This window comes from Saccharicrinis aurantiacus, from assembly GCF_947489045.1.
Taxonomy (GTDB): Bacteria; Bacteroidota; Bacteroidia; order Bacteroidales; family Marinilabiliaceae; genus Saccharicrinis; species Saccharicrinis aurantiacus.
On sequence record NZ_CANLCN010000011.1, the window covers coordinates 49,188 to 68,035 of the forward strand.

16 protein-coding genes and 1 riboswitch are annotated in these 18,848 nt (G+C 33.5%); of the genes, 3 read left to right on the top strand and 13 right to left on the bottom strand.

Features of this window, described 5'->3' with window-relative positions:
• Positions 1–45: 45 nt before the first annotated feature.
• The 5 genes from QMO11_RS13560 to QMO11_RS13580 form a co-directional block, all read right to left on the bottom strand.
• Positions 46–1,551, bottom strand: a complete 1,506-nt coding sequence (locus QMO11_RS13560; protein ID WP_282037772.1) for a tetratricopeptide repeat protein — start codon at positions 1,549–1,551, stop codon at positions 46–48.
• Between the two features lie 94 nt (positions 1,552–1,645).
• Positions 1,646–2,572 (bottom strand): PorP/SprF family type IX secretion system membrane protein, encoded by a 927-nt coding sequence (locus QMO11_RS13565; RefSeq protein ID WP_282037773.1) that lies wholly within the window; start codon positions 2,570–2,572, stop codon positions 1,646–1,648.
• Between the two features lie 5 nt (positions 2,573–2,577).
• Complete coding sequence (locus QMO11_RS13570) at positions 2,578–3,561, bottom strand: T9SS type B sorting domain-containing protein (RefSeq protein WP_282037774.1); 984 nt, start codon at positions 3,559–3,561, stop codon at positions 2,578–2,580.
• Positions 3,562–3,673: 112 nt separating this feature from the next.
• Positions 3,674–4,486 (bottom strand): hypothetical protein, encoded by an 813-nt coding sequence (locus QMO11_RS13575; protein ID WP_282037775.1) that lies wholly within the window; start codon positions 4,484–4,486, stop codon positions 3,674–3,676.
• A 93-nt stretch (positions 4,487–4,579) separates the two neighbouring features.
• The gene (locus tag QMO11_RS13580; RefSeq protein ID WP_282037776.1) at positions 4,580–6,712 is read right to left on the bottom strand and encodes a S9 family peptidase; all 2,133 of its coding nucleotides are present in this window, start codon (positions 6,710–6,712) and stop codon (positions 4,580–4,582) included.
• Positions 6,713–6,981: 269 nt separating this feature from the next.
• Between QMO11_RS13580 and QMO11_RS13585 the strand changes: the two genes are divergently transcribed.
• Together QMO11_RS13585 and QMO11_RS13590 are read left to right on the top strand one after the other, a co-directional pair.
• Positions 6,982–7,413, top strand: coding sequence for a hypothetical protein (locus QMO11_RS13585; RefSeq protein ID WP_282037777.1), 432 nt, complete (start codon positions 6,982–6,984; stop codon positions 7,411–7,413).
• A 54-nt stretch (positions 7,414–7,467) separates the two neighbouring features.
• Positions 7,468–10,530: an ATP-binding cassette domain-containing protein gene (locus QMO11_RS13590; RefSeq protein ID WP_282037778.1), complete on the top strand. Its 3,063-nt coding sequence runs from the start codon at positions 7,468–7,470 to the stop codon at positions 10,528–10,530.
• Here QMO11_RS13590 and QMO11_RS13595 read toward each other — a convergent pair.
• Together QMO11_RS13595 and QMO11_RS13600 are read right to left on the bottom strand one after the other, a co-directional pair.
• The gene (locus QMO11_RS13595; RefSeq protein WP_282037779.1) at positions 10,527–11,804 is read right to left on the bottom strand and encodes a cryptochrome/photolyase family protein; all 1,278 of its coding nucleotides are present in this window, start codon (positions 11,802–11,804) and stop codon (positions 10,527–10,529) included. The two genes, QMO11_RS13590 and QMO11_RS13595, sit on opposite strands and share 4 nt — an antisense overlap.
• A 15-nt stretch (positions 11,805–11,819) precedes the next feature.
• Positions 11,820–12,371 (bottom strand): glutathione peroxidase, encoded by a 552-nt coding sequence (locus tag QMO11_RS13600; RefSeq protein ID WP_282037780.1) that lies wholly within the window; start codon positions 12,369–12,371, stop codon positions 11,820–11,822.
• Between the two features lie 171 nt (positions 12,372–12,542).
• Here QMO11_RS13600 and QMO11_RS13605 point away from each other — a divergent pair, with 171 nt between their 5' ends.
• Positions 12,543–12,977 carry an FKBP-type peptidyl-prolyl cis-trans isomerase gene (locus tag QMO11_RS13605; RefSeq protein WP_282037781.1) on the top strand — a complete coding sequence of 145 codons (435 nt, stop codon included), beginning with the start codon at positions 12,543–12,545 and terminating at the stop codon, positions 12,975–12,977.
• An 88-nt stretch (positions 12,978–13,065) separates the two neighbouring features.
• On the opposite strand, the gene QMO11_RS13610 is transcribed toward QMO11_RS13605, so the two are convergent.
• The 6 genes from QMO11_RS13610 to pyrB form a co-directional block, all read right to left on the bottom strand.
• Positions 13,066–14,067, bottom strand: coding sequence for an ABC transporter ATP-binding protein (locus QMO11_RS13610; protein WP_282037782.1), 1,002 nt, complete (start codon positions 14,065–14,067; stop codon positions 13,066–13,068).
• A 12-nt stretch (positions 14,068–14,079) separates the two neighbouring features.
• Positions 14,080–15,126, bottom strand: coding sequence for an iron chelate uptake ABC transporter family permease subunit (locus tag QMO11_RS13615; RefSeq protein ID WP_282037783.1), 1,047 nt, complete (start codon positions 15,124–15,126; stop codon positions 14,080–14,082).
• Position 15,127: 1 nt separating this feature from the next.
• Positions 15,128–16,261, bottom strand: coding sequence for an ABC transporter substrate-binding protein (locus QMO11_RS13620; RefSeq protein WP_282037784.1), 1,134 nt, complete (start codon positions 16,259–16,261; stop codon positions 15,128–15,130).
• 24 nt (positions 16,262–16,285) lie between these two features.
• Positions 16,286–16,490, bottom strand: a riboswitch (cobalamin riboswitch).
• Positions 16,491–16,569: 79 nt separating this feature from the next.
• On the bottom strand, positions 16,570–17,157 hold the full coding sequence (locus QMO11_RS13625; protein WP_075603636.1) for a flavin reductase family protein: 588 nt from the start codon (positions 17,155–17,157) through the stop codon (positions 16,570–16,572).
• 112 nt (positions 17,158–17,269) lie between these two features.
• Positions 17,270–17,728: an aspartate carbamoyltransferase regulatory subunit gene (gene pyrI, locus QMO11_RS13630; RefSeq protein WP_083634517.1), complete on the bottom strand. Its 459-nt coding sequence runs from the start codon at positions 17,726–17,728 to the stop codon at positions 17,270–17,272.
• 16 nt (positions 17,729–17,744) lie between these two features.
• Positions 17,745–18,653: an aspartate carbamoyltransferase gene (pyrB, locus tag QMO11_RS13635; protein WP_075603634.1), complete on the bottom strand. Its 909-nt coding sequence runs from the start codon at positions 18,651–18,653 to the stop codon at positions 17,745–17,747.
• Between the last annotated feature and the right edge of the window lie 195 nt (positions 18,654–18,848).

The window sequence follows — 18,848 nt, forward strand, 5'->3', positions numbered from 1 at the left end:
AGATTTAGATGAGAAGTAATAAAGGATATACTTAAGCCATAACCTTTACCTAATAAGATAGATAATAAAACTATCTTCAAGAGAGGAGGAGTCTATTGTGTATGTTTCCTCTTCATAGTTTTTATGCTTTACAACTACCTTACAATCATCAATAGAATCAACATAGAAGAAGAACTCTCCTTCAAGAGTAGTTTTTATAGTTTTAACTAATTTATCATTTGTATAAACCATAACTTCAGCATCAAGAACTGGTCTCCTATCTGCTGCTGCTATAACTTTACCTGATAGTTTATAATTCTTAAACTCTTTGTTGTGGGTGAATGCATAAATATCATCATCACCTTTACCTCCATCCCTATTAGAACAGAAATATCCACTATTTTTTCCATTTATGATAACTAAATTAAAATCGTCTGATGAAGTATTAATTGGATAACCCATATTTTTAGCTTTTCCGAACATTTCACTATCTGGGTAAGCATAAAAAATATCTAAACCACCTAAACCATAATGTCCTTCAGAAGCAAAAAACAAAACCCCTTCTGAATTACAAAACGGGAATAATTCGTTAGCCGGAGTATTAACATTGGGTCCTAAATTGATTGGAGGGCTTAAGAAGCCGTTATGATAATGAGAGACATAAATATCTGTACCTCCATAACCTCCAGGCATATCTGAAGCAAAGTACACTTTATCACCTTCGTTTGAAAATGAGGCATGCATAAAAGAATACCCTTTTTGAACAATTGGAATTGGAATTGACTTTTTAGGCCATTCTCCCTCTTCCTTCCTTTTCATATAAATATGCATATGTGATGCACCATCTTCTTTTTCACTATTTTGTGTGATAAATGACACCGTAGCACCGCTATTAAATGATATTGGCCCATCGTTATATTTAGTTCTGAAGGCCTTATCAAATGGTTTTACTTTACTAAACGCAGCTAGGCTATTTCTTTTTGCGCTATACAGTTTATAAAAACCTTTTTTATTCCGGACATCAGACCTATTTATAGCATCCTCAACTGGCATATTCGATGAGAAAATTAATTGATCTTGATAAATCATTGGTCCGAAATCAGAATAGGGCGTATTAATGTTTAAATGGAAAACCTCATAGGATTTTGAATCACTCATTAAGTAATCAATACTATTTCCCTCTTCTATAGACTGATCATCGATAGAAAGACCTTTTCTCTTTTGATACTTTTCTAGAATATGATCGGATTTTTCATATTCTTTAACTTTACGATATTCTAATGAAAGTCGGAGAAAAACATCTTCATCAGCCGAAGGAAGAGCCGTGGCTTTCTCATACCAAGAAATAGACTGGTAAGAATCTCCTAACCGACTATAGCAGTCGGCAATTCGAGTAGAAATGTAGTAAACTGATTCATTCTTTTTAAAAGCTTTTTTATAGGCTTTTAAAGCCTCTGAATAATTAAACTCATTATAATATGAATCTGCCTCAATAAGTTTTTTTGACTGAGAAAAACTATTGATTGAATAAATTATAACGAATGTAAGTAGTAGGATATATTTATTATTCATTGCATTAAATAGTTTGATGGAATTAGAATTCTAGTCAATTAATTACTTCTATAAGAATTACTCAATACCCTCCCAATTTCTAATGTTTCAAAAACTAGAAATACCTCGGATTATATATCTTGGTTCTATTAAAATTGAAATCGTAGCTTATCATTAATTCATGCGACCCACTATGATATGAACTTAACTCATTCGTACTCATATCGTATGCATACCCAACCTTAACTTGGGGGCTTATCTGATATTGCACCGCTGCACCATAAGCACTATCTAATCGATACATTGCTCCAAGCCATAACTTATCGTAAAATATTGCATACAAGTTGAAATCAAAATTAAATGGGCCACCTTCTGAAGCACGTGCTAATGCAGAAGGACGTAGAACAAAGGTTTCTGATAAATGAAACACATAACCTGCCATTGCATAATAGTGTCTCACTTCTTTTGATTCACTATCTGAGTCTGAGTCGTAAGTATTTTCAATAATTCGAGGAGAAGATAAACCAACATAGTAATTAGGCGCATAAAAATACAAGCCAAAACCAACATTGGGCAGCCACTCTTGCTGAACGGCATTTAAGTAAGCATTATCCATTGCGGTTTGCATAGTTAAATGGGTGTAATCAACGGTATAAAAATTTGCAGTTCCATTAATTCCAAGCGACAATTTTGAATGCTCACCTGTTTTTAAATGGTATGCAAAATCAATATTAAAGGTTGTGTTTTTTACAGGACCATAGGTATCATAAATAATTGAGGTTCCTCCGGCCAAGCCTTTATACAAAGGGGAGTGGATAGAAAACGTGGCCGTATTTGGTGCTCCATCAAAGCCAACCCATTGTTGACGTCCTAATAATAGAGCACTTAACATTTCTCTACTACCTGCATACGCAGGATTAATAGGCAAAGTATTAAACATATACTGACTGTACATGGGATCTTGTTGTGCTCTACATTTTTGATTAACCAGTGTGGTTAGAAGCACAAATACTATTAAGCTGTATAAAGTTCTCTTATTCATCCTTTTTATCGCTTTAAAAAGACTGTGCCTTTTATTACTTGGTTATTAACTAGTTTTAATACATAAAAGTATGTACCCTCCGGTAAATCTGCAGTACCTATCCCCGACTCTTGAGATGTACCATCCCATTGATTATTATAGTTTTGCATATAATAAACTCTTCCGCCCCAACGATTGTAAACAAATAATTCATTATCAGGAAAATCAGCGAGACCTTTAATTGTGAAATAATCGTTTACACCATCTCTATTGGGAGAAAAAGTTTCAACAGCTGCCAATCGGGAGGCGCAATCATCATAGTAGTCTCTGTAATTGGGTATTCCATCACCATCACAATCTTCAATCCCTTCTACCGAATCAGGAATACCATCTCCATCAGAATCTAAACTTCTATAATCTGGAATACCATCTCCATTGGTATCTAAAGGATAAATATTAGGATCAAAATTACAAGGATCTTCGATTCCTCCTTCTATCAAATCAGGTATTCCATCTCCATCAGAATCTGTATCCCCATAATCAGGATAATCATCTCCATCTGTATTCCAATACTCTTGTTCAATATAATCGGGTATATTATCTCCGTCAGAATCAATCAACGTTACAATAAAATATATTAGCGATTCTTGACAATTATCAGAACGATCACATATTCTACAGACTATAGATTCTTCAAGGCATTTATTATCTTCAATTGATTGATATCGAAAATTACCCTCACCTAGATCGTCTATAACCCCATACAGATCATTTGGATTTATTAATTCAGTTATTAATACCGTATCTTCAGGAATTGTATCATTATCGAAGATATTAAACTCAGCACTATAGCCGTTGAATACATTAATGGTATCATTAAAATGTATTACCTCTGCAGTAATATTCTGATTGGCTTCTTTTAAATGCTCAAAAGAGTTATTTTGAGCATTTAAACAAAGACTTTGAATCAGTATAATTAGACTAATTATGAGTATTCTAGAATAGGACATTGGTTCCTCTTTTTTAAACTATGTGTAAAACATATTTTCAGTTTAAAAATAGAACCAAATTTTGTAAGAGATTTTTTTTTTTGATTAAGCAGTAATTTTAAATTACGAAATTCTACATTAGCCTCTTTAACTCTGCATTTACATTACTAATTTGCTCCTTAATACTCGTAATCTCCTTCAGAACAAATGATATCTCATAACCATCTCTAATGGCTTCTTTATCGAATTTCTCAAGAACTATATAAGAGTACTCCTTCCCTATTAAGACTGCTTTTAAAGGTTTATCGGTATTTTGTGCAATAAAGTCTATTATTCCGTTGTCTTTACCATCTTTATAATTCACCACTTCCCAAAATGAACCACTATCTTCAAATTTTCGGTTATTAAAGCCATCGGGAGAAACCTCAGAACTGATTACACTCTGACCTTGATTATACACCCTAATTTGTTTATGATTTATATAATGATCGCCAGAGTATCGGCTAGAAATATAAAAATTCCCTTTGTAATCTAAATGCGCTCGTAAATATATTCTATTGTATGAGTTTTGGGGTTTTTGTCGTTTATGGATAAGTACTTCTTTCGATCCGTATTCCTTAGATATAATAAAATTTTTCATCAACTTATCTAAAATAACTTGTTGCTCTTGCAAAGCGGTATCAAGAAATAGTAAATTCCTTTTTTGCTCATCAATTTTAATTTCGCGCAGTAAGTTTTCTGCCTTAACAACATATTCAATTTCTGATTCGTAATCAACAAGTAAAGTATCAATAACCAATTTAGCACTATTATAAGATCCATCCTGAAATAAAGAGACAGCCTTATTGTATTTTTTCATGGCTTCTTCTGTTGGATTAGGACCACAAGAAGTGAATATTAATAGGGCTAGAAGTGAAAATATAGTGCTGCTTGTAACTAGTTTCATGATTCCTTAATTAATCTAATAAATGAAAATGCCTGCCTTGAGTCATCAAAGCAGGCAAATTAAAACATTTGTATGATAATTTAATACTTTACGCTATAAAAAATCATCAAAATATCGTGTTACTTTTTCCATCAAGTGAACCCTATCCGGACCAAGAACATTATGCTCGTGCGTTGGATAAACAAAATAATCTACTTGAACTCGTTTTTTTATACACTCCTCGATAAAATATAAACTATGTTGCCATACAACCGTTGGGTCAATTGCACCATGAATTACTAATAAACGACCTTCAATAGATTCAACCCTGGTATTTAAATTACTCTTTGCATATCCTTCAGGATTTTCTTCAGGAGAATCCATATAACGCTCTCCGTACATTACTTCGTAATATTTCCAATCAGTAACAGGACCTCCAGAAACACCTACTTTAAACACATCTGGAAACTTTTCCATTAAATTGATTGTCATGAAGCCACCAAAACTCCAACCATGCACTCCAATTCTCTCAGAATCTACATAAGGTAAAGACTTTAAATACTTAATTCCTTCCATTTGATCTGCAGCCTCTATTTCGCCCAATCTACGGTGTATTGCTTGCTCAAATTCAGTTCCTCTATAAGGAGTTCCTCTATTATCCATGGTAAAAGCAATGTACCCCTTTTGAGCCATCAACAGCTGCCAGGCACGAGCTCCGCCCAACCAGGTATTTGTTACCAATTGCGCATGTGGTCCGCCATACACATATACAACTACAGGATATTTCTTTGATGCATCAAAATTAGGAGGCAAAATAATTCTACCATTTAAATCAGTTTTTCCATCTGCAGCCTTTATTGAAGTTAGCTTTACCTCTCCAATCTCATAGCCCTCATAAGAATTTTCAGCTCTAAACAATTCTGTAAACTTGCTATTTTTAGTATTTAACAAACCTATAACACGTGGTGTATTTTGATTTGAATACATATCAATTGCCCAGTTCTTTGAATTACTCAAACTAAAACTATGATACGCACTTACTGATGAAAGCTTAGTGATTTTTTCTGATGAAAGAGATACTTTATACAAATTTCGATCTAAAGAACCATCTTTTGTACCTTCAAAATAAGCATACTTATTATTGCTATCCAAGCCACAGAATTTTGTAACAACCCAATCTCCTTTGGTTAATTGCTTTATCAATTTTCCTTGAGTATTATAAATATACAAATGGTTATAACCATCGCGCTCACTTTGCCAAATAAAACGATCTTTAGAATAACTATAAGCCGGATGTTCAGGCTCAACCCATTTAGTACTCTTCTCGTCAAATAACATAGCAATTTTATCTCCAGTGGATGCATCGTACTTTACAAGCTCCATGTGATTTTGTCCTCTATTTAATTCAGCTAATAGAATATTAGCATCATCGAAAGACCAACTTACGTTAGTTAAATATTTTTCTTTTGGCTCTCCTGTTGATAAATAAGAGATCTCTTTTGCAGCAGTATCATAAACTCCAACTTTTACATGATGACTTTTCATCCCTGCCATTGGATATTTAATATCTTTCTCACTGGCGACACGAGTTGTAATATCAACAAGAGGATAATCTGTTACCATAGATTCATCCATATCGTAAAATGCCAATTTGGTTCCTTTATTAGACCAGAAAAGACCGTTAGTAATACCAAACTCATTTCTATGAACCGATTGACCTATCACTCGGTTATCGGCACCTGCCTCTAATATTAATTGATGCTCATTTTTACTATTTGAAATATATAAATCATCATTTAAAACATAAGCCAATAACCTACTCTCTTCATTAAAATCATAAACTTTGATGTCAGAATCAAGTTTAATTACAAATTCTATTTTATTACTCTCAATATTATAGGCATACAATCCTCCTTTAACTTTATTCCAGAGTACAGAATTGGATAACCACGAAATATTCCACAATGTACTTTCTTCGATATTATGAGATGATAAAGCCTCGTTAATTTTGGCCTTAGTAACCAAGATTGATTCAATCCCTTTAGAAACCTTGTAAATTGTATCTCCTGAATTTCGTGTAATAATATCAGATGTTCCTAAAAAACTATACTTTTTATATTCTGGTCTGAATTGAGCATAATTCTTACCGCCAGAAATAACATCCTCTAAATCTAACTTTTTACCATTCTGCGCATTAACAAGAAATGCTAGCAATAATAATGGAATTATTAAGAGTTTTTTATTCATTGTTCTTATTGTTTACTTATTAATTCAAATCGCAAATATGAGTTATTTTATCAATAAAAAAGATAAAATTAGTCAGGTTAAGAGTTTTACCATAGCATATTCATAAATATTTTCTAATTTAGATTTTGATTTATTGGGCTATTATTTCCATTTCAATGAACAATTTATAACCCAACGAACTTTTAATAAATAACTAAATACTGATTAATCAAATGCCTCATTTATAAAGAATAAAACAACTTTATCAATGAAGTTAAAATCAAATAATTATGAAAAGATCCATTTCATTATTAATATTAACGGTAGCAATTTCTTTACTACCCATATCGAATATCAATAGCCAAGACGACCCTTTTAAAGCCTGTAAAGACCAAATTAGTTCAGATTTCATTTTAAATAGTCAACCCCTACAAGCATTCTTAACGGGTGATGAAGTAGCCGAATTTAAAACTACATTCTTAAGTGGAAGTGTTTACCGTATTTCGGCATGTTCGGCCTCAGAAGAGCCAATTTTATTTTCTGTTTACGATACCAATCATAACTTATTATTTTCAAATTCAGATTACCAAAATGCAAAGTATTGGGATTTTAAAATGGCTGGTTCAATGGAATGTATTATTGAAGCAAGACTTGATGAATCTCAAAAAACATCAGGAATGGCTTTATTGTATATTGGTTTCCAAAAATTAGATGAAGAATAAATAACAGCATTATTTGCCACTTGGTAAATCAAAAGGGTTTTAGAATAATTTTGAATGAGTGAAGAAATATTAAAGGCCTTAGTACAGTTATTTGCTTTAATTGCATTCCCGAATAAAGAAAATAACCAAAGGCGCGAAATCGTAAAAGTATTTCTTAATAATCAACTTAATAGTAGCACTGCTGAAGCGTATCTTAAACTTTATGAAGAACACTATCAAGTTCATGCTGCTAAATTAGAACGACTCCAAAAGAAAGATCCACTTAAACCGAGTTTAACTGCCAACTCGGTTAAAGCTTTGCGTATAGCAAAAGCGATTAATAAAGAACTTACTCACTTTCAGAAACTTATTGTAACAATAAGACTTATTGAATTTCTTAAAAAAGGAATTGATATCAGTAGTTACGAAAGGGATTTTATAAAAACAGTATCCGAATCTTTTAATATTAGTAATGAGGAATTTCTACTCATTGAACACTTTGTTGTTGATGATTTTAGCAACCCTTTCGACAATAAAAACATACTGTTAGTTAACAAATTAGATTACTCCAAATTCAAACATTCCAAGCATCTAAACATAAGCCTACTACAAAGTGAAATTCAAGTTGCTAATATTACATCGGGTAATGTATTTCTACTTAAAGCAGAGCAAGAAACTGAACTTACCATTAATGGGCAATTAGCTAATTCTGATAGAATTCATGTAATAAAACCAGGTAGTTCTGTTAGAGTTAAAAACCTTGAACCTATTTACTATAGTGATATCGTAAATAAATTTAACACAGACAACCTTCATCAATCCTTTAATTTTGAGGCAAAAGATATAAGCTACCTATATCCGAACAATAATAATGGGATACAAAAGATGTCATTTCAAGCAGAATGTGGCAATCTTGTTGGTATAATGGGTAGTAGCGGTGCCGGTAAAAGTACATTGATAAATGTTCTGAGCGGCATTAATTCACCTCAATCAGGAACGGTGTCAATTAGCGGAATTGATATCAATAAAGAAAAAGAAAAGGTAAATGGTTTAATCGGATATGTCTCTCAGGATGATCTTTTAATGGAGGAATTAACTGTTTATCAGAATTTATACTATAACGCCAAACTTTGTTTTGATAGTTATTCGGAGTTTCACATTAAGAAAAAAGTATTAAACCTATTAAACTCCCTTGGATTGTTTGAAACCAAGGACATGGTTGTTGGGTCTCCTCTTAATAAAAAGATTAGTGGTGGTCAACGCAAAAGATTAAACATAGCTCTTGAACTAATAAGGGAACCTGCAGTTCTTTTTCTGGACGAACCAACATCTGGTCTATCCTCAAGAGACTCGGAAAACATTATCGATTTGTTAAAAGAGTTGAGCTTAAAAGGGAAATTAGTATTTGTAGTTATACACCAACCTTCGAGCGATATTTTTAAAATGTTTAATCAGCTTTTAGTAGTTGATACGGGTGGTTATCTCGCCTACGAAGGCGATCCTATTGAAAGTATAAATTACTTCAAATCAAACATAAATCTGGCCAATCGCGAAGAAAATGAATGCAGCAAATGTGGTAATGTAAACCCAGAGCAGATTCTAAATATTATATCGGCTAATGTTGTTGATGAATATGGAAGTTTTACTCAGAAAAGAAAGCGTGAACCAAAGGAGTGGTATGATTTATTTAAGTCCAAACTACAGAAAACGAACGATGATAAATCTGCTGTACTCCCATCTATTTCTTTTAAGATTCCGAATAAACTGAAACAATTTCTAGTATTCGTTAAGCGCGATGTATTATCAAAAATTTCAAACACACAGTATTTACTAATTAACCTAATAGAAACCCCAATACTAGCATTAATATTAGCCACAATAATAAAATACTATAACATAGATGAAACTACTGATAGTTCCTATGTATTTCAAAACAACCCCAATATTATAGTATATATAATAATGGCTGTTATTATTGCCATATTTGTTGGTCTCACTGTTAGTGCCGAAGAAATTATTCGCGACAAAAAAATACTGAAACGAGAGAAATTCCTGAACCTAAGTCGCCTAAGCTATCTCCTTTCAAAGGTGTTCATCTTAAGTATCATCTCTGCCATTCAAACTTTACTATTTGTTGTTGTAGGAAATTCAATTATCGAGCTCAAAGGACTATTCTGGGAATATTGGATTATACTTTTTAGCTGTTCTATTTTTGCCAATTTACTTGGGTTAAACATTTCAGATAGCTTTAAAAATGCCGTTAATATTTACATTACGATTCCTTTTTTAATAATACCCCAAATCATTTTATCTGGAGTTTTTATTAGCTACGATAAGCTAAATCCTAAACTATCAGATCCTGATATTGTGCCTTGGTTTGGCGAGATTATAACTGCACGATGGGCTTTTGAAGCATTAAGCGTTGATCAATTCATTAACAATAAGTATGAAAGAAACTTTTATGTTTACGATAAAATTAAAAGCAAAGCACAGTTTAAAAAAGAGTTTTGGATTCCTTTGTTAGAAGCTAAAGTAACTGCAGCTGATAAAGCATATACAAATAAAAACACCCAATTATTAGGCTCTATATTAAGCTTAATACAGGATGAAATTATAAAAGAGGAAAAAAAATCAGAAACTAAATCAAATTTTATTTCTCTACTTAATACTGATGATTATAATAACGAAGTCTCGGCCTCGGTTAATGATTACTTAGAGAAGAAAAAAGGTTTCTATAAACGACTTTTTAATAATACAGATATTGTTCTCGATCAAAAAAGGAAAGATATTATTAAGGCTTCATCAATAGAAGATTTTAATAAACTTAAAAGAGATTATACCAATACTGAATTGAATCGATTTGTAACAAACAGTAATGATATTTTCACCAATAAAATTATTGAGCATAAAAATAGATTAATTCAGAAATCTGATCCTATTTACAAAGAGCCTGAACCTGGCTTTATTAAAGCACATTTCTTAAGTCCATTTAAAAGGTTTGGTAACTTAAAAGTAGATACATTAGTAATGAATACTATTATTATTTGGCTTTTAAATATAACACTGTTTATTACCCTATACTTTGGTTTCACCAAATACATTATTAATAAGATAAGTAAGGTATGTAAACGCAACTAGCACAACAGCTCCTTTTTATACTTCTCAATAGCTCTTTTTCTTGCAAACGAATGTTCTATTATAGGCTTTGGGTATTTGTCTGTTCCTAGCTCAGGAACCCATTTCTTAACATACTCTAAATCCTTATCGAACTTCTTCAATTGAGTCTCGGGGTTAAAAACCCTGAAATAAGGTGCAGCATCACAACCGGTTCCTGCAGCCCATTGCCAATTACCATTATTTGAAGCCAACTCATAATCTAGTAGTTTTTGCGCAAAATAAGCCTCTCCCCATTTCCAATCAATTAAAAGATGTTTACACAAAAAGCCGGCAGTTACCATCCTTACTCTATTGTGCATATAACCTGTTGCATTAAGCTCTCGCATACCCGCGTCGACTAACGGATAGCCAGTTAATCCTATTTGCCACTGTTCAAAATTATTCGGCTCATTTAGCCATGTTATACCATCATACTTTCTTCTAAAATTATGATGTACAACATTCGGATGATGAAATAGAACTTGAATAAAGAATTCGCGCCAAATTAACTCACTAATAAAAACCTCATTGTTACTAGATATCTGATTTAACACTTGCCTAATACTTATTGTACCAAAGCGGAGATGCACACCTAGCTTACTTGTGGCATTTAGAATCGGATAATCGCGATGAATTGCATAGTTATCTAATGCATCAATGTTATAATCTTCAACGCAAATTCTGGAAGTTTTAAATCCTATATCCTCAATAAGAGGGAAAGGAAACGAAACTGAGCAAAAATTATCAAACTGAATATTAGGCAAAATGCGAACACCGTTATATTCCGAAAGCCATTTATTCTTATAGGGAGTATAAACAGTATAAGGATTTCCATCAGTCTTTACAATCTCAGATTCTTCAAATATAACATGATCTTTAAAAGAAAAAACATCTACTCCTTTACTTAAGGCAAGGGAGTTGAGTTTTAAATCTCTATCAATGGCATATGGTTCGTAATCTTTATTATAATAGATCGAATCTACTTCATATTCATTAAGCAGCGATTCCCAAACTTTGTGTACATCGCCTTTTAATACTAATAATGAGGAATTGTATTTTTTTAGTTGCTGATGTATCTTCTTTAAATTATTATAGATAAAAGTAACTCGCGAATCATCTCGGGGCAATTCATTCAAAATAGCGTCATCGAAAATAAAAACCGCGATTACATTCTTTTTTTCGGCAAGAGCAGAATACAATGCAGTATTATCTTCTAAGCGTAAATCACGTCTAAACCAAAAGAAAGAATGCTTCATTACAATAATATTTTTTTAATTACTTTTAATCCAATCAATTATCTCATCCGAATCAGGTTTAGTTTTTGGCGAAATCACCTTTACTAAATGCCCTTCTTCATCAATTAAATATTTCTGAAAATTCCATTTAACCTTGCTATCCTCTACCCCATTTAACGATTTTTGCGTAAGCCATTTATATACTGGCGCTATATCATCACCTTTAACCGAAATCTTTGACATCATTGTAAAATCAACCCCATAGTTAAGTGTACAAAACTCTCTAATTTCTTCTGCCGATCCGGGCTCTTGTTTCATAAAATTATTCGCCGGGAATCCGATGATTTCAAAATCATCGCCACCATACTTCTCGTACAAAGCTTGCAGTCCTTCATATTGTGGAGTTAAGCCACACTTTGAGGCTGTATTTACGACCAACACTTTTTTCCCTTTAAGTTGCGATAGCGAATACTCTTCCCCTTCAAGGGTTTTTACAGTATAATCGTAAAAAGATTTTTGTGCTGAAATTCCTCCAATAGATAAGAATAGAATAAGCAGTAACAGTATTGTTTTATTTACTTGTAACATAAAATTTAAATTATTTTTTAGGTCTTAACCCTTAATGTTTATTTATAATAGCCAAACGGTATAGTTGGCGTATTGTTCTATTAAAATATGCCTGCTACAACAATTAAATTCTAATACAATAAAATTGAAGATTAAGGATATTTGCTATTTTTGTTATCCTAAATTTAAACAATGGCAAGAGGAGGAAAAGGAAAGAAACCAAGTGGAGGTTCTGCTGGACAAAACAGAAAAAAATCGGAAGAATTTTTAGAACAGAATCTTAAAAAAGCAAATATACTTGAAACCGATACTGGTTTACAATACGAAATAATAAAAACGGGAGATGGCCCTAAACCTGATGCCGACAGTATAGTCACCGTTCATCAGCGCGCCATGCTACTAGGTGGCAAAATGTTAGATGATACGTATAAGGAAAATTCTACAATGGAATTTAAACTAAACGAAGTGATAGAAGGTTACCAAGAGGGTTTAATGATGATGAATATGGGTTCGCGCTATCGTTTTTTTGTGCCGCCTGAGTTAGGCTGGGGTAAAAAAGGATCTGGTGGAAGAATTGGGCCTTATGCGGTTGTTATTTTCGATGTAACTTTGGTTGAGTTTTATTAAGATTAGATTCTAGAAGTTAGATAAGAGAAATTAGACTGGCTACTAGGGTACTTGCTAGTGATAAATTGATTTTACACTTGCTTTATTGCTATAATTGCTCAATTAAGGATTGAATACTTTGATGGTTTTGGGATAAACCAGTTTTTGTTAATTGATACTCTATCTCTGCATTGTCGTCTTTACGTAATTCTACTTTTAAATCATTTGATTCAATAGAATTGACATACCCAATTCTATTGAGCGCCTTTTCTAACCAGCATCGCTCAATGCCTTCACCTACAATTTGAATTGGCTTTTGTACTGATTTATGAAATTTAAAATTACCTGCATGCTTATCAAAATGAATTCCGTCACGTTCAAAGAAATCATTAAAATCGTTGGAAAGCACTAAATCCTCAGGTACACCTTCTGCTAGTTTCCTATCAGGACCAATAAGCCAAATTTTATCTGCAATTTGTAAAGCCATCTCCAAATCATGCGTACTCAATAAAATGCCTCTATTATGATCTCGAGACAATTGTAAGAGCAATTGCATGATTTCTATTTTTGCAGGAAAATCGAGAAAAGCTGTAGGCTCATCAAGAATAATAAAAGGCGTTTCCTGAACCAAGGCTTTCGCAATCATTGCCTTTTGCCTTTCGCCATCACTCATCTTATCAATACTCTTATGCGCAAAATTAGCTAAGCCAACGGCTTTTATAGCATCATAAACCTTTTGTACATCCGTATCTGTAAGCTTTCCAAAGAATCCGGTATAAGGAGTTCGCCCTAAACCTACCAATTCAAAAACAGTTAAATTAGGAACTGAAATTCGCTCAGTAAGAACAACACTTACCAACTTTGCTTTCTTCTGTTCATTTAAATCTTCAATACGCTCTTTTCCAAACCAAACCTCCCCCTCTACCTTAGGTAAAAAACCCGATATGGTTTTAATCAATGTTGATTTTCCTGCCCCATTAGGGCCTAACAAACAAGTAAATTCTCCTGCATTTACCGATACGTTAATACCAGAATGAAGTGCATTATCTTTAGAGTACCCAACCGATAGGTTTACTAATGAAAGTAATTGCTGCTTTGTAGTTTTATTCATCACTTTCTAAAATTAATCAACTAATCTTCTTCTACGGAGTATTACAGAAACCACAATAGGCGCACCAATTAACGAGGTTACTGCATTTATTGGGAGGGTTCCATCGAAACCTGGCAGGCGAGCAATAACATTGCATAATAAAGCTAAAGCCGCTCCAAAAATCATAACCGCAGGTACTAAAACAGAGTGATCAGCGGTTTTAAACAAGTTTTTTGTCATGTGCGGCACTGCCAAACCCAAAAAAGCAACAGGCCCACAAAAAGCCGTAATAGTAGCAGTTAACATACCTACAACAATGAGAATATGCAAACGCGAGCGCTTAACATTGAGACCCAAATTGGCGGCATAGTTCTCGCCAAGTAGATATATATTTAATGGTTTAATTAGAAATAGAGATGCCAACAAGCTAAGTGTGATTACGGGTATAAAAACCTGATGTTTTTCCCATGATATATTTCCGAATGAGCCTAGTCCCCATACTACATAAGCCTGTATATCATCCTTGGTACTAAAAAATTGCATTAAACCAACTAAGGCATTTGAAGCATACCCAACCATAATACCCACTATAAGTAACATGGCATTATTTTTTAGCTTTCGAGCTAAAAACAAAACCATAAACAAAATAACCATTGCGCCAACAAATGCTGCCATTGTTACTGTTACTGATCCGAATACGCCGAATGCACTCAAAGCCGTTCCGTTTATGGCACCCATCAATAATACAACTACAGCAACACCTAAACCCGCACCCGCACTAATACCAAGTATGGAGGGGCCTGCCAAAGGATTTCTGAATAAGGTTTGCATTTGCAGTCCGCCTACTGCTAAACCTGCTCCTGCAAAAGCTGCGGTTAACGACTGTGGTAAACGTGTATTAAATAATATATTGTGCCATTTTTCTTTTTCAATACCCATACCGACTAGCCATTTAAGCACTTTTTCGGCAGGTATATAAACTGAGCCCAAGGATATATTTATTACAAATAAAGCCAGCAACAGAAATAGTAACAAGCCAAAAATTACACTCTTTTTATTTTTAGTATCAATAGCTTGCATATTACTCTTTAGTCATCATTTTATAATAGCATGGCGTATAATTAGGTAATAAATTAGGGTGAAAAACTTTAACCATATCACTTAAAACAACATCGGGCTCTAGCAACCCCTTTTCATAAAAAAGTGATTTCCCAGTATTTGAGAAAAATACTTTCCTATTTTTGAAGGCATCAAAATCCTTATAACGAACATCTTCATCTTTTAAAGCTTCGTAAGAATAATTTCCGTTATAATTTACCAACAACACCCAATAATCGGCCTCTGCCCCTGAATTATAAACGGTTTCAAAATCGTAACTTAAAGAACCCGTACCCGGCCTATCCTTAAAAATATAATCTGCTCCTGCATCAGCGTAATAATTTGCGTTGTAACTTTGCGCTGCTGCTGCATACCAAACCCCTTGGTATATTTTACCACTTACAACCGTTGGTTTATCTGTCAATTCTTGGGTTAATGACTTTACATTATTGTAACGTTGTGCAATATTATGTACTTCATCAATTGCTTCTTGCTCCTTATTAAAGAAGGCAGCAACATATACCAACCACTCTACTCTACCAAGCGGTGTATTTTCGAGATAACTGCTATTCATCGCCAGCTTAATTCCTGCCTGTCGGATTGGACCATAAAAATCCTCCTTAAAAGGAGAAATCATCATAACATTTGGATCAATATCAATGAGTAACTCTAAATCAGGTGCAAAGGCAGTGCCTATATTACGCACTGCACCGGTCTTTAAACCGTTTACTACTGTTGGATTACTAACATATTGAGGTTCGGCCATACCAACAAGTGCATCCATAGCCCCCTCAATTTTATCGGCATAACTAATTTGAGTTGATGCAACAGCAACCCATCGCTTTAAGGGTACCTGGATGGCATCTATATTTTTCTTCAGATATTCAGAGGAGGAGGATAAAACAATTTGATGCTTAGGAGCAGCATCGTCCCATGGGTCATTTACCTCAACAATTTTGTAATCCTGAAAATACTTTATTACAAACTGCTTTGCATAAGTAGGCACGTACACTGAGTCTGGCTCAACATCAACTGTGCTACTATTTGTTTTTTTTGAGGAGTTAGTGCAGGATAATAAGGCACTAAAAATCACTAATACTAAAATACTTTTACTCATTATTTCTTCTATTTCCCGAAAGGTGAATGAATGCTGATAATAGTAGGTTTTCCGACTTTCATTTATGAGCACCTTCCCGATATATCAGTGGTTAACGCTCGCCATACTGGCTGATTACGGCTGCGGGTACAGTTCCTGAATTCTGTTTTTACAGTCACAGGATTCCCTAGATTTTTCAATCATTACCTATTATCTTTTCGCTTGCAAAACTACATTATTCTTTTCAATGCAACAATTCTTTGCTATGATCTATTCTACTGGTAGTACAACATAAATAGAGTATTTATATTTTACTGAACAATAGCAGCTTATTTCTTTGTTTTTTTCTTCTTCTTTTTTTGAACTGAGAAACCGAATTTTCCCAACTTATCCCCCACTTCGAAATAGTGTCCGTGGGAATAGCAAATAGGGTTTGCGCTATCCAATGAAAAAGCACCTGTTTCATCATCAAGATATTTATCATCGGCTTTAACATTAACTATCTCGGCCATAAACATATCATGTGTTCCCAGTTCAATAACTTGAGTTACTTTGCATTCAAGACTAATGGGTGATTCCTCAATAATTGGAGCTTTTACAATACTTGCCTTACCTGCAGTAAGTTTCATTTCTTTAAACTTATCGTACTTCCTTCCTGATTTTACACCGCACCAATCCGTAGCATAAGCCAAATCTTTAGTAGTTAAATTAATCACAAACTCTTTAGTTTCCATTAGAATTGCATGAGAGTGACGGGCTTTTCTCACTGAAATATAACACATAGCCGGATCGGAACATATGGTCCCTGTCCAAGCAATTGTTATAATATTATAATTCTCGGGTTTATCACCTACAGTTACCATTACTGCGGGCAATGGGTAAACCATGTTCCCAGGTCGCCAATCAACTTTAGCCATATTTACTTGTGTTTAATGCGCTGCAAAAATAGTACAGGGAAATTTTAGTATCAACAAAAACTCCCACAATAATAAATATCATGGGAGTTACTATGTATTTCTTGTTCGAATCTTATATGATTTCCAGATGTTCTTCAGTGGTAATTTTTTCGCAATAATGGCATTTATAAGCCAAAGGTTCTTTTTCAACCAACAATAATCGTGTAGTTACCTCTTGGTTATTTGTGATACATTTAGGATTAAAACAGCGTGCAATACCAATAATCTCAGATTCAATATGAACTAGCTTTTTTTCAACTACCTCATAATCCTTAATTATATTTAGCCGAGCCTCTTTTGCAACAAGAGCAATTTTATTAATCTCATCATCCTTAAAAAACTTATCTGCAACCTTAATAATAGCTTTTTTTCCAAACTTGCTACTTCCCAGGTTCGTTCCAAAAGTAATCAGGTTACTACAGTTATCTAAACCTAGTATGCGAATCACTTTAAAAAGGTATTCAGCAGGAATATGATCAATTACAGTTCCCTCTTGTATTGCGCTTACACTTAATTCTTTCTTTGTGCTCATCATTAAATTTTAACTGTTATACCAAACCTAAAATAGAAGCAATAATTGCCATACGTGCGTAAACACCATTCTCTGCTTGCTCAAAATAATATGCTTTCGGATTACTATCTACATCCGTATTTATCTCGTTAACACGAGGCAGTGGATGAAGAATTCGCAGGTTATCTTTAGTATTATCAAGCATCGAATTTCTAAGGATATAGATATTTTTCACCTTCTCATATTCCATTGGATCAACAAAGCGCTCTTGTTGAACTCTAGTCATATATAATATATCTGCCTTGGAGATGATATCCGTAAATTCAGAATGTTCGTAGTAAGGAATTCCCTTTGAGTCGAGCCAAATTTTATACTCATCAGGCATTTTTAATTCATCAGGTGCAATAAAATTAAATTTAGGATTAAAGTGCGACATGGCTTGCAACAAGGAATGAACTGTTCTACCATACTTTAAATCACCTACCATAAAAATATTTAAATCCTCTAATGTACCTTGCGTTTTTTGAATAGAATACAAATCCAAAAGCGTTTGTGTTGGGTGCTGATTAGCCCCATCACCTGCATTAATAATAGGCACTGAAGATTGCTCTGAGGCATATCGCGCACTTCCTTCTAATGGATGACGCATAACAATTAAATCAGCATAGTTACTTACCATTTTTATGGTATCGTTAAGCGTTTCTCCTTTTGTAGTTGATGAAGACGAAGCATCACTAAAACCAATAACCCTGCCTCCTAAGCGGTTTATAGCAGTTTCAAAGCTAAGGCGTGTACGTGTTGATGGCTCAAAAAATAAACTAGCCACAACCTTTCCTTTTAATAAATCCTGATTAGGTTCTTTTTCAAAACGAGCTGCTAATTCTACGACTTTTAAAATTTCCTCTTTCGAGAAGTCGTTGATAGAAACTAAACTTAAATCCTTCATTTATATTGTATTTAATACTTTCAATATTTTTATAATGCCAGAATTTAGAGCAAAAAAAAGACCTGAATTACAGGCCTACATATTAAATAATAACAAAATTGATAGCAAATACATAAGTACTGAATGTATTAGTATTACAATTATCTATTTTGGATGTTATTATCATTTCTCTCATTCCAAAAATTAAAGGTAATA

Coding starts and splice junctions, on each gene's coding strand:
- QMO11_RS13560 (WP_282037772.1), bottom strand. CDS start 1,551: ATGAATAATAAATATATCCTACTACTTACATTCGTTATAATTTATTCA.
- QMO11_RS13565 (WP_282037773.1), bottom strand. CDS start 2,572: ATGAATAAGAGAACTTTATACAGCTTAATAGTATTTGTGCTTCTAACC.
- QMO11_RS13570 (WP_282037774.1), bottom strand. CDS start 3,561: ATGTCCTATTCTAGAATACTCATAATTAGTCTAATTATACTGATTCAA.
- QMO11_RS13575 (WP_282037775.1), bottom strand. CDS start 4,486: ATGAAACTAGTTACAAGCAGCACTATATTTTCACTTCTAGCCCTATTA.
- QMO11_RS13580 (WP_282037776.1), bottom strand. CDS start 6,712: ATGAATAAAAAACTCTTAATAATTCCATTATTATTGCTAGCATTTCTT.
- QMO11_RS13585 (WP_282037777.1), top strand. CDS start 6,982: ATGAAAAGATCCATTTCATTATTAATATTAACGGTAGCAATTTCTTTA.
- QMO11_RS13590 (WP_282037778.1), top strand. CDS start 7,468: ATGAGTGAAGAAATATTAAAGGCCTTAGTACAGTTATTTGCTTTAATT.
- QMO11_RS13595 (WP_282037779.1), bottom strand. CDS start 11,804: ATGAAGCATTCTTTCTTTTGGTTTAGACGTGATTTACGCTTAGAAGAT.
- QMO11_RS13600 (WP_282037780.1), bottom strand. CDS start 12,371: ATGTTACAAGTAAATAAAACAATACTGTTACTGCTTATTCTATTCTTA.
- QMO11_RS13605 (WP_282037781.1), top strand. CDS start 12,543: ATGGCAAGAGGAGGAAAAGGAAAGAAACCAAGTGGAGGTTCTGCTGGA.
- QMO11_RS13610 (WP_282037782.1), bottom strand. CDS start 14,067: ATGAATAAAACTACAAAGCAGCAATTACTTTCATTAGTAAACCTATCG.
- QMO11_RS13615 (WP_282037783.1), bottom strand. CDS start 15,126: ATGCAAGCTATTGATACTAAAAATAAAAAGAGTGTAATTTTTGGCTTG.
- QMO11_RS13620 (WP_282037784.1), bottom strand. CDS start 16,261: ATGAGTAAAAGTATTTTAGTATTAGTGATTTTTAGTGCCTTATTATCC.
- QMO11_RS13625 (WP_075603636.1), bottom strand. CDS start 17,157: ATGGCTAAAGTTGATTGGCGACCTGGGAACATGGTTTACCCATTGCCC.
- pyrI (WP_083634517.1), bottom strand. CDS start 17,728: ATGAGCACAAAGAAAGAATTAAGTGTAAGCGCAATACAAGAGGGAACT.
- pyrB (WP_075603634.1), bottom strand. CDS start 18,653: ATGAAGGATTTAAGTTTAGTTTCTATCAACGACTTCTCGAAAGAGGAA.